The 11,173-nt window shown below is 61.2% G+C and carries 11 protein-coding genes and 1 pseudogene; 6 read left to right on the forward strand and 6 right to left on the reverse strand.

What is annotated here, in order from left to right; all coding sequences use genetic code 11:
• The first annotated feature begins 152 nt into the window (after positions 1-152).
• The 6 genes from B0E42_RS08945 to B0E42_RS08975 all read left to right on the forward strand — a co-directional run bounded on the left by B0E42_RS08945 (position 153) and on the right by B0E42_RS08975 (position 6,847).
• Positions 153-1,289, forward strand: a complete 1,137-nt coding sequence (locus B0E42_RS08945) for a branched-chain amino acid ABC transporter substrate-binding protein (RefSeq protein ID WP_053177902.1) — start codon at positions 153-155, stop codon at positions 1,287-1,289.
• A 163-nt stretch (positions 1,290-1,452) separates the two neighbouring features.
• Positions 1,453-2,367: a branched-chain amino acid ABC transporter permease gene (locus tag B0E42_RS08950; RefSeq protein WP_014336328.1), complete on the forward strand. Its 915-nt coding sequence runs from the start codon at positions 1,453-1,455 to the stop codon at positions 2,365-2,367.
• Between the two features lie 2 nt (positions 2,368-2,369).
• The gene (livM, locus tag B0E42_RS08955) at positions 2,370-3,650 is read left to right on the forward strand and encodes a high-affinity branched-chain amino acid ABC transporter permease LivM (protein WP_018606266.1); all 1,281 of its coding nucleotides are present in this window, start codon (positions 2,370-2,372) and stop codon (positions 3,648-3,650) included.
• The gene (locus B0E42_RS08960) at positions 3,647-4,519 is read left to right on the forward strand and encodes an ABC transporter ATP-binding protein (protein ID WP_053177904.1); all 873 of its coding nucleotides are present in this window, start codon (positions 3,647-3,649) and stop codon (positions 4,517-4,519) included. The genes livM and B0E42_RS08960 overlap by 4 nt, the downstream gene beginning before the upstream one ends.
• The gene (locus B0E42_RS08965) at positions 4,516-5,232 is read left to right on the forward strand and encodes an ABC transporter ATP-binding protein (RefSeq protein WP_018606262.1); all 717 of its coding nucleotides are present in this window, start codon (positions 4,516-4,518) and stop codon (positions 5,230-5,232) included. The genes B0E42_RS08960 and B0E42_RS08965 overlap by 4 nt, the downstream gene beginning before the upstream one ends.
• 850 nt (positions 5,233-6,082) lie before the next feature.
• Positions 6,083-6,847, forward strand: a complete 765-nt coding sequence (locus B0E42_RS08975; RefSeq protein ID WP_018606261.1) for an SDR family oxidoreductase — start codon at positions 6,083-6,085, stop codon at positions 6,845-6,847.
• 259 nt (positions 6,848-7,106) lie between these two features.
• Here the strand turns inward: B0E42_RS08975 and B0E42_RS08980 are convergent, their stop codons facing one another.
• The 6 genes and pseudogenes from B0E42_RS08980 to B0E42_RS29925 form a co-directional block, all read right to left on the reverse strand.
• Positions 7,107-8,240 carry an AGE family epimerase/isomerase gene (locus B0E42_RS08980; protein ID WP_077506238.1) on the reverse strand — a complete coding sequence of 378 codons (1,134 nt, stop codon included), beginning with the start codon at positions 8,238-8,240 and terminating at the stop codon, positions 7,107-7,109.
• Between the two features lie 173 nt (positions 8,241-8,413).
• Positions 8,414-8,986, reverse strand: a complete 573-nt coding sequence (locus tag B0E42_RS08985) for a HupE/UreJ family protein (RefSeq protein ID WP_077506239.1) — start codon at positions 8,984-8,986, stop codon at positions 8,414-8,416.
• A gap of 31 nt (positions 8,987-9,017) precedes the next feature.
• Complete coding sequence (gene ureG / locus B0E42_RS08990) at positions 9,018-9,632, reverse strand: urease accessory protein UreG (protein WP_018606254.1); 615 nt, start codon at positions 9,630-9,632, stop codon at positions 9,018-9,020.
• A gap of 9 nt (positions 9,633-9,641) precedes the next feature.
• Entirely contained in the window at positions 9,642-10,316 is a 675-nt protein-coding gene (locus B0E42_RS08995; RefSeq protein WP_018606251.1) for an urease accessory protein UreF, read from the reverse strand.
• Positions 10,313-10,813: an urease accessory protein UreE gene (gene ureE / locus B0E42_RS09000; protein WP_018606250.1), complete on the reverse strand. Its 501-nt coding sequence runs from the start codon at positions 10,811-10,813 to the stop codon at positions 10,313-10,315. Before ureE ends, B0E42_RS08995 begins: the two co-directional genes overlap by 4 nt.
• A gap of 277 nt (positions 10,814-11,090) precedes the next feature.
• Positions 11,091-11,173: pseudogene (locus B0E42_RS29925) on the reverse strand (TetR family transcriptional regulator); the annotation flags it as partial.

An 11,173-nucleotide genomic window follows, 5' to 3' on the forward strand; every position in this document is an offset into this window, starting at 1 on the left:
ACGCCCTATGAAAAAGGGCTCGAAACAGTCGAAATAACAATAAAGCAGCGACTTTTTTCAGAATAAAAAACCGATGGCACGGCCCTTGCTCTGAGCTTTTCAGTGAAATGAAGTCGCAGTGCCAACTAAAAAAAACCTTGGAGCACCACCTCATGTCCCAGACGTTTTACAAGAAAGGTTTCCTGGCCCTCGCAGTGGCAGCTGCGTTGGGTGTTTCTGCGTTTGCTCAAGCTGATGTGAAATTTGGTGTGGCGGGGCCGATGACCGGCGCCAACGCTGCATTTGGCGAGCAGTACATGAAAGGTGCCCAGGCGGCAGCCGATGCCATCAACAAGGCCGGTGGCGTCAACGGTGAGAAGATCGTACTGGTCGCGGGCGACGACGCCTGCGAACCCAAGCAGGCCGTGGCCGTGGCCAACCGCCTGGTCGACCAGGACAAGGTGATCGGCGTGGTCGGGCACTTCTGCTCGTCCAATACCATCCCGGCCTCCGAGGTCTACGACGAAGCCGGCATCATCGCCATCACCCCGGGCTCCACCAACCCACAGGTCACCGAGCGTGGCCTGAGCGCAATGTTCCGCATGTGCGGTCGTGACGACCAGCAGGGCATCGTGGCAGGCGACTACATCGTTGACGTGCTCAAGGGCAAGAAAGTGGCTGTGCTGCACGACAAGGACACCTACGGCCAAGGCCTGGCGGATGCCACCAAGGCACAACTGGCCAAGCGTGGCGTGAAGGAGGTGCTGTACGAAGGCCTGACCCGTGGCGAGAAAGACTTCAGCGCCGTGGTCACCAAGATCCGTTCGGCCGGTGCCGATGTGGTCTATTTCGGTGGTCTGCACCCGGAAGCCGGCCCGCTGGTTCGCCAGTTGCGTGAGCAAGGTCTCAAGGACGTCAAGTTCATGTCCGACGATGGCATCGTGACCGACGAACTGGTCACCACCGCCGGCGGCGCGCAATACGTCGATGGCGTGTACATGACCTTCGGTGCCGACCCGCGCCTGCTGCCAGACAGCAAGGCCGTGGTTGAAGAGTTCCGCAAGAACGGCACCGAGCCTGAAGGCTACACCCTGTACGCCTACGCTTCGGTCCAGGCCCTGGCCGCCGGTTTCAATGGCGCCAAGTCCAACAAAGGCGAAGACGCGGCCAAGTGGCTCAAGGCCAACCCCGTCCAGACCGTGATGGGCAAGAAGGAGTGGGACACCAAGGGCGACTTGAAAGTCTCCGACTACGTGGTCTACCAGTGGGACAAGGACGGCAAATACCACCAGTTGGAAAAACAGAAGTAAGGGCTGAAGCGACCGTTTACGTCTCCTTGGGAGCTGGGCAAGCCCTGGTTTCCAAGGAGACGTCGACGGTCCTACCTGACACTGCTCCGACGTAAATCTGTATTTTCCTTAGAAGAACCGCACACCTCAGGGTGTGCAGGTTCTCACTGCGTGAGATTGCGTTATGGATGGTATTTTCCTGCAGCAACTGATCAATGGCCTGACCCTCGGGTCGGTCTATGGTCTGATCGCCATCGGCTACACAATGGTCTACGGCATCATCGGCATGATCAACTTCGCCCACGGCGAGGTTTACATGATTTCCGCTTACCTCGCGGCAATCAGTCTGGCTCTGCTGGCTTACTTCGGTATTGAATCCTTTCCGCTTATGATCCTCGGCACTCTCGTGTTCACGGTCGTGGTCACCGGGGTATACGGCTGGGTCATCGAACGCGTCGCCTACAAACCCCTGCGCAACTCAACCCGGCTGGCACCGCTGATCAGTGCCATCGGCATTTCGCTGATCCTGCAGAACTATGCACAGATCAGCCAGGGCGCCCGCCAACAGGGTGTTCCGACACTGCTCGAAGGCGCCATGCGCGTCGACATCGGCAGCGGTTTCGTCCAGCTCACCTACACCAAGATTTTCATCCTGATCGCCGCATTCGCCGGGATGGCCTTGCTGACCTACATCATCAAGTACACCAAGCTCGGACGCATGTGCCGCGCCACCCAGCAAGACCGCAAGATGGCCTCGATCCTGGGGATCAACACCGACCGGGTGATTTCCTACGTGTTCATCATCGGCGCGGCCATGGCGGCCCTGGCCGGTGTGCTGATCACCATGAACTACGGCACGTTCGACTTCTATGCTGGCTTCATCATCGGCATCAAGGCGTTCACTGCGGCGGTACTCGGCGGCATCGGCTCCCTGCCTGGGGCGATGCTCGGCGGGATCATCCTCGGCATTTCCGAGTCGCTGTTCGCCGGCCTGATCAACTCTGACTACAAAGACGTGTTCAGTTTCTCGCTGCTGGTGCTGATTCTGATTTTCCGTCCCCAGGGCCTGTTGGGTCGCCCACTCGTGGCGAAGGTATAAGTATGTCTGCTGCCAATAAACCGCTTGATATCAAACAGAGCGTCATCGACGCGATCCTGGCCGGCCTGATCTCGCTGATCGTGTTCGGGCCGATTGTCGGCGTGGTGCTCGACGGCTACAGCTTCAACCTGCAACCGGCCCGCGTCGGCTGGCTGGTGGCGATCGTGATGATCGGGCGCTTTGCCTTGAGCCTGTTCCTGCAAACCCCCAAGGGACTGAAGATTCTCCAGGGTTTCGAAAGCACCGGCTCCGGCGTGCATGTGCTGCCGCCGGACTACAAGTCGCGGCTGCGCTGGATCATCCCGGCACTGATCGTGATCGCCATCGTGTTTCCGTTCTTCGCCAACAAATACGTGCTCACCGTGGTCATCCTCGGGTTGATCTATGTGCTGTTGGGCCTGGGCCTGAACATCGTGGTCGGCCTGGCGGGGCTGCTCGACCTGGGTTATGTGGCGTTCTACGCCATCGGCGCCTATGGCCTGGCGCTGGGCTACCAATACCTGGGGCTGGGGTTCTGGACCGTACTGCCCCTGGCGGCTATCGCGGCGGCGATGGCGGGGTGCATCTTGGGATTCCCGGTGTTGCGAATGCACGGTGATTACCTGGCCATCGTGACCCTGGGCTTTGGCGAGATCATTCGCCTGGTGCTCAACAACTGGCTGTCGTTCACCGGCGGGCCGAATGGCATGCCCGTGCCGTCGCCGACCTTTTTCGGCCTGGAGTTTGGTCGAAGGGCCAAGGATGGTGGGGTACCGTTCCATGAGTTCTTCGGCATCGACTACAACCCCAATATCAAATTCCTGTTCATCTACATCGTGCTGTTCATCACGGTGCTGCTGGTGCTCTACGTCAAGCATCGCCTGACCCGCATGCCGGTCGGGCGTGCCTGGGAAGCCTTGCGCGAGGATGAAATCGCCTGTCGCTCCATGGGCCTGAACCATGTGCTGGTCAAGCTCTCGGCCTTCACCATAGGTGCCTCCACGGCGGGCCTGGCGGGGGTGTTCTTCGCCAGTTACCAGGGTTTCGTCAACCCGTCGTCGTTCACCTTCTTCGAGTCGGCGCTGATCCTGGCCATCGTGGTGCTGGGGGGCATGGGCTCGACGGTCGGCGTGGTGATTGCCGCGTTCGTGCTCACCGTGGCGCCGGAGCTGTTGCGCAGTTTCTCGGAATACAGGGTGCTGTTGTTCGGCGTATTGATGGTGTTGATGATGATCTGGCGGCCTCGCGGCCTGATCCGTATCAGCCGTACCGGGGTAACGCCGCGCAAGGGGGTAGCGCCATGAGCGAAGTCGTACTCAAAGTTGAAAACCTGATGATGCAGTTCGGTGGTATCAAGGCCCTCAGCGACGTCAGCCTGCAAGTCAAGCGCAACTCGATCTTCGCCCTGATCGGCCCCAATGGTGCGGGCAAGACCACGGTGTTCAACTGCCTGACCGGTTTCTACAAGGCTTCGGGCGGGAATATCGAGCTCAACGTGCGTGGCGAGCAAACCAACGTCATCAAGCTGTTGGGCGAGGCGTTTCGCCCGACTGATTTCGTGTCGCCGAAAGCCTTCGCCAGCCGGCTGTATTACAAGATGTTCGGCGGCACCCACCTGGTGAACCGCGCCGGCCTGGCGCGCACCTTCCAGAACATTCGCCTGTTCAAGGAAATGTCGGTGCTGGAAAACCTGCTGGTGGCCCAGCACATGTGGGTCAACCGCAGCCTGGTGGCGGGCATCCTCAACACCAAGGGCTACCGCAAGGCCGAAAGCGACGCCCTGGACCATGCCTTCTATTGGCTGGAAGTGGTGGACCTGGTGGATTGCGCCAACCGCCTGGCGGGCGAGCTTTCCTATGGTCAGCAGCGGCGCCTGGAAATCGCCCGGGCCATGTGCACACGCCCACAGATCATCTGCCTCGATGAACCGGCCGCCGGCCTCAACCCTCAGGAAACCGAAGCGCTGAGCGCGATGATCCGGCTGCTGCGCGACGAGCATGATCTGACCGTGGTGCTGATCGAACACGACATGGGCATGGTAATGAGCATTTCCGACCACATTGTGGTGCTGGACCACGGCAACGTGATCGCCGAGGGCGGTCCCGAGGCGATTCGCAACGATCCGAAAGTGATCGCGGCCTACCTGGGTGCCGATGAAGAGGAACTGGTATGAGTGGACCTATCCTCGAGCTCAAGGAATTGGACGTGTTCTACGGGCCGATCCAGGCCCTGAAAAAGGTCTCGATGCACATCGGTGAAGGTGAAACCGTGAGCCTGATCGGCTCCAACGGGGCCGGCAAGTCCACGTTGCTGATGTCGATCTTCGGCCAGCCGCGTGCTGCCGGCGGGCAGATCATCTACCAGGGCGTGGACATCACCCACAAATCGTCGCACTACATTGCCTCCAACGGCATCGCGCAGTCGCCGGAAGGGCGGCGGGTATTCCCGGACATGACCGTCGAGGAAAACCTGCTGATGGGCACCATTCCCATCGGTGACAAATACGCCAGCGAAGACATGCAGCGCATGTTCGAGCTGTTTCCACGACTCAAGGAGCGCCGCAACCAGCGGGCCATGACCATGTCCGGCGGCGAGCAGCAAATGCTCGCCATCGCTCGGGCATTGATGAGCCGGCCCAAGTTGTTGCTGCTCGATGAGCCGAGCCTGGGGCTGGCGCCGATCGTGGTGAAGCAGATCTTCGCCACCCTGCGCGAGCTGGCCTCCACCGGGATGACCATCTTCCTGGTGGAACAGAACGCCAACCACGCCCTCAGGCTGTCGGACCGGGCCTATGTGATGGTCAACGGCGAAATCCGCCTGACCGGCACAGGCAAGGAGCTGCTCGCCAACGAGGAAGTGCGCAACGCGTACCTGGGCGGGCATTGAGGCGGCTGTTGCGATGAAAAAACCGGCGAGTGATCGCCGGTTTTTTTATCTCTCCAAAACACCACTGTCCCTCTGTGGGAGCGGGCTTGCTCGCGAAAGCGGTGGATCAGACATATTGATGTCGACTGACACGCCGCCTTCGCGAGCAAGCCCGCTCCCACATGGGGATTTCGGTTGTCTGTGGCAATTGTGGACAACAATCCTGAGTCCCTGCGAAACCGCGACATAAAGTCGCCGCAAACAGTTGTTTTGTCACGGTTTTGACTTGTCCCCGTTTGCTGTGGAACTGGCTGTGGGTAACGTGGGAGTAGCTGGCTGCAAGCCTTTGAATACGTGGCTTGCAGGCCTGTGGTTGTTTTTTGATCAGGCGTTTTTCGTCAAGCGGGAGTGACTGTTGTCAACACTTTTATGAACACTGCAATGGGCTCGAAAGTCGGTGGGCAAGCCTGTGGATAAGTCTGTGATTAAACTCTGGAAAGACCGCGCTGAGTACCGTCGTTACTGGCTTTGAGCCATCGCCCATCTCGCGTTGGCTTATAGCAGATAACTTGCGCTGCACAACCTCACTTGCAGGGTCAAGCGAAAAAAATTTCCAAATACCCCGCAAAGCCTTATGCACAGCGGCTTGCGGGTTTTGCACTTGCCCCCGATTACTGTGGACGTGCCTGTGGATAAGGTGCGGGCAACCGGCTGCGGCCCTTGTTGGACAAGGCCTGGCGGGGATTGGTTGTTTTATGAGCAGTTGTGGGGCAAAAGCCGTGTGCAAGCCTTGCTCCTACCGTGCCAGGGCGGGCATGCTGTGGGCCGATTTCCATTTAATGGCTGTTGAAGTTCAAACAAGGAGAACACGATGTCTGACACCCTGTTTATTACCGGCGCGACGTCCGGTTTTGGTGAAGCCTGTGCCCGTCGTTTTGCCGAGGCCGGTTGGAAACTGGTGCTGACCGGTCGTCGTGAAGAACGCCTCAATGCCCTCTGTGCCGAGCTGTCGAAGCAGACCGAAGTCCATGGCCTGGTAGTGGATGTGCGTGATCGCAAGGCCATGGAAGAGGCAATCGCCAACCTGCCGCCATCCTTCGCCAAGTTGCGCGGGCTGATCAACAACGCCGGCCTGGCCCTGGGCGTTGACCCGGCGCCCAAGTGCGACCTCGATGACTGGGACACCATGGTCGACACCAATGTGAAAGGACTGCTCTACAGCACTCGCCTGCTGTTGCCGCGCCTGATCGCCCATGGTCGTGGGGCCGGGATCGTCAACCTGGGCTCTATCGCCGGCAACTACCCGTATCCGGGCAGCCACGTGTATGGCGCGAGCAAGGCGTTCGTCAAACAGTTCTCCTTGAACCTGCGTTGCGACCTGCAAGGCACGGGCGTGCGGGTGAGCAATATTGAGCCGGGCCTGTGCGAGAGCGAGTTCTCCCTGGTGCGCTTCGGTGGCGACCAGGAGCGCTACAACGCGACCTACGCTGGCGCTGAGCCGATCCAGCCACAGGACATCGCCGATACGATTTTCTGGGTGCTCAATGCGCCAGCGCACATCAACATCAACAGCCTGGAGCTGATGCCGGTGAGCCAGACCTGGGCTGGGTTTGCCATTGAGCGCAACAAAACATAAAACCGCGTTATCGTTCATCGCGGGCAAGCCTTGCTCCCACAGGTTTGACTCATCTCTGGGGAGCAGGACTTCCACAGGTTTGACTCATCTCTGGGGAGCAGGACTTCCACAGGTTTGACTCATCTCTGGGGAGCAGGACTTCCACAGGTTTGACTCATCTCTGGGGAGCAGGACTTCCACAGGTTTGACTCATCTCTAGGGAGCAGGTCGGCTCTGATCCCTGTGGGAGCAAGGCTTGCCCGCGATAGCGGTTTACCAATCAGCCCAGATAATCGGCCAGCCCGCGATAGCAGGTCAGCAGGTGATACGGCGTGGTGGACGGCATGTCCCGGCGGCTGACGATGCCGTCGGCGTCCAGGCATTCGTTCCAGCCCTTGGTATGCAGGAAATGCTGCTGCAGCGCCTGCAATTGACGCAGCAGCAGCCCCTGGTTGTCCGGGCGCAAGGTGAGTGCCCGCAAGTATTCCGCCTGGGCCCAGATGCGTTGGGTGGCATCGCGTGGGCCTGCCTGGGATCCCAAGGCCAGCATTGCACACACAGCACCGGAGTCCGGGGCGACGCCGCGTTGTTCGGTATGGCCGAAGCTGCGCTCCAGGGCGGTGTGCAACTTGCCGCTGCGCAACAGCGGCGATGAAGCCAGCAAGTAATACCATTCGAACTGGTGCCCCGGTTCGAACCAGTTATCCACAGCCTTGAGCGGCTTCTCCATCATCACGCGTTGCTGCGGCTCGATGAACTGCTTGGACATCCCGTCGCACAGGCTCAGCAACGCCTGGCGGACGTTGGCGTCTTCGCGGACCGAGAGCGTGGCGAGGAACGCTTCGGCCAGGTGCATCAAGGGGTTTTGCAACGGGCCGGATCCGGTCGTTGACCAATCGCGCTTGAGGCTGGCCTCGTAGAGACCGTCTGCACTGGCAAAACGCTCGGCAATGACCTCCAGGCTGGCGTTGAGCACCGATTCCACCAGCGGTTCGCGAACCTTGCCCCAGTAATGAGCGCAGGCGAACAGGATGAAGGCGTGGGTGTAGAGGTCTTTGCCGGTGTCCAGCGGCGCGCCTTGCGGGTCGATGCTGTAGAACCAGCCGCCATGCTCGGCATCGTGGAAATGACGCTGCAGCGAGCGGAACAGTGCGCTGGCCCGTTCCTCGGCCTGGGGCACTTCGCCAATCAGGCTGGCGAACACATACAGCTGCCGCGCACAGGCCATGGCGCGGTAGCGCTGGGGTGGCAGCGGCGCATGTTCGGCATCCAGGGATTCATAGGGCAGCGCCAGTTCGGCATTCCAGCCCGGGCCCTGCCACATCGGCACGATCACGTCGTGAAAATGCTGACGCACCGTTGCAAACAGGGCAGTCAATTCAGGCTGGGGAGCGGGGCGGGAAGCATGAGGCATTGGCGGACGTCGTCACGGCTGGGGGCGATTGCGCGACATGGTAGCAGAGTGGCAGGCCTGGGGAGATGGGGCGGCTGTCAGGCCGCCTTCGCGAGCAAGCCCGCTCCCACAGGGATCGATCAAACTGTGGGAGCGGGCTTGCTCGCGAAGGGGCCTTTGAAGGCGCTAAATAATCAACCCGCCAACAACCAAACCCCAGCCCCCGCCGAAGCCGCCCCGGCCAATCGAACCAATGGCGCCGCCGCTCGCGGCAACACCCGCACCAGGGCAAACCCGGCGCCATGCAACGCTGCTGTCGCCGCGACGAAGCCCGCCGCATAGGCCCACGGGCTCGACATGTCCGGCAGTTCCAAGCCGTGGGCCACGCCATGGAACAGCGCAAACAGTGCCGTCGCACCGACCGCCAGGCTCAACGGCGGACGCACCGCCAGTGCCACCGCCAGGCCGAGGGCGAGTACCGAGGCGGCGATGCCGCTTTCCAGCGCCGGCAGATCCAGGCCTTCAAAACCCAAGAGGCCGCCGAGCAGCATCGTACCGACGAAGGTGCAGGGCAGCGCCCAGCGCGCGGCCCCTTGTTGTTGTGCGGCCCACAAACCGACAGCCAGCATTGCCAGCAAGTGGTCGAGCCCGCCGATGGGGTGGCCGAGGCCGGCGATCAGGCCATTGTCGCCATGGCCTGGGTGGGCGAAGGCCAGGGTCGGGGTCAGCAGCAGGGCGAGGGCGCCGAGGAGGCGTTTGAAGGTCATGGATAAGCTTCCTTGTGGTCAGTCGGAAAGATCAGGCGGCGGTCAGCAGACCCTGGCGCTCGATGAAGGCGATGATGTCGTCCAGGCCCTGGCCGGTCTTCTGGTTGCTAAACACAAAGGGCTTGCCGTTGCGCATCCGCCGGGTGTCGCTGTCCATCATTTCCAGGGATGCACCCACCAGCGGTGCCAGGTCGATTTTATTGATCACCAGCAGGTCGGATTTGCAGATGCCCGGCCCGCCCTTGCGCGGCAGCTTGTCGCCGGCCGAGACGTCGATCACATAGATGGTCAGGTCCGACAGCTCAGGGCTGAAGGTCGCCGACAGGTTGTCACCGCCCGATTCCACCAGGATCAGGTCCAGGTCCGGGAAGCGCCGGTTCAACTGGTCCACCGCCTCAAGGTTGATCGACGCGTCTTCGCGAATCGCCGTGTGCGGGCAGCCGCCGGTTTCCACGCCGATGATCCGCTCCGGCGCCAGGGCCTCGTTGCGCACCAGGAAGTCGGCGTCTTCGCGGGTATAGATGTCGTTGGTGACCACTGCCAGGTTGTAGCGTTCACGTAGAGCCAGGCACAGGGCCAGGGTCAGGGCGGTCTTGCCGGAACCTACCGGGCCGCCGATACCGACGCGCAGAGGTTGTGTATTCATGGGTGTCTCCTAGGAACGGAACAGACGGCTGTACTGGCGCTCATGAGCCATGCACGCCAGGGACAGGCCAAAGGCGGCGCTGCCGTAATGGTCGGGGTCGATGTTCGAGGCGTCGTGCTGAGCCTGTTGCAGCAGTGGCAGCAGTTCGCTGGTCAGGCGCTGGGCGGCTTGCTGGCCCAGGGGCAGGGTTTTCATCAGCACCGCCAGTTGGTTTTCCAGCCAGCTCCACAGCCAGGCGGCGAGGGCGTCCTGGGGGGTGATATGCCAGGCGCGCGCCGCGAGGGCCCAGCACAAGGCCAGGTGCGGCTCGCTGCGTTGTTCAAGAAAGTCCCGGGCGGCACGGTCGAGCTCCGGCAGGCCGGCGAGCAGTTGCTGCAACGAGTAGCCCATCTGCCGGCTTTCCTGATACAGCTCACGGGTTTCCCGGCTGGCGCGGTGTTCTTCGCAATGCAGCAGCAGGGCGTCCCAATCGTCAGCGGCTGCTGCGCTGCAGTGCGCCAGCAGCAAAGGCGCCTCGAAACGCGCCAGGTTCAGCAGCAATTGATCGCTGATCCAGCGACGGGCGTCGTCGCAATTCTTGACCAGGCCGTTGTCCACCGCCATCTCCAGCCCCTGGGAATAGCTGTAGCCGCCAATCGGCAATTGCGGGCTGGCCAGACGCAGCAGCGCCCAGGCCGGGTTCATGTGCGCACGCCAAACTGATGCAGGCGCGGCGCGTAGTTGAAATCTTCGTCGCCGTGCCGGGAGTGATGATGACCGCCGCCATAGGCGCCGTGTTCCGGCTGGAACGGGGCTTCGATGGGTTCGGCGCGGGCGCCCAGTTGCTCGAGCATCGCCTTGAGCACGTAATCGTCCAGCAGGCGCAACCAGCCATCGCCTACTTGCAAGGCGACATGGCGATTGCCCAGGTGATAGGCGGCGCGGGTCAGTTCAAACGCGTTGGCGCAGGTGACATGCAGCAATTGTTCGGCGCGAGCGCAGACGCGCACGATGCGCCCGTCTTCGGCCTGCAGGCATTCGCCGTCGTACAGCGGCGGTTGGCCTCGCTCCAGGAACAACCCCACGTCTTCACCCTCGGCACTGAAACAGCGCAGACGGCTTTTGCTGCGGGCGTCAAAGGTCAGGTGCAGCTCGGCGTCCCAGCGCGGTTGAGTGTCGATTCTGCGGTGAATCACCAGCATCGGAGTGCTTCCAGCAATGAACAGTGCTGTGTTTAGAGCAAGGGGCTTGCCAACCGAATGAGGTGTAGGAAATAGCTGGGATGGCGTTTCAGGATGGGGCGGATTGCGTGCCATGTTGGTGCGCGCCGAGATGTCGCGCACCATTATGCGACGGGCACAAAAAGAACCTGTGGGAGCGAGCCTGCTCGCGAAGGCGTCGGTTCAGTTGGCATTGATAGGGGCTGAGACTCCGCTATCGCGAGCAAGCTCGCTCCCACAGTGGGGTACATCCGGGGGTTTATTCGGTACTGCCCAACCCTTGCCAATGCTTGAGGCCAATAAAGATGAACCGCAGTTGCTGGGTAATCTTCGCCTGGGGCG

This window comes from Pseudomonas sp. A25(2017) (assembly GCF_002001065.1).
Lineage (GTDB): Bacteria > Pseudomonadota > Gammaproteobacteria > Pseudomonadales > Pseudomonadaceae > Aquipseudomonas > Aquipseudomonas kilonensis.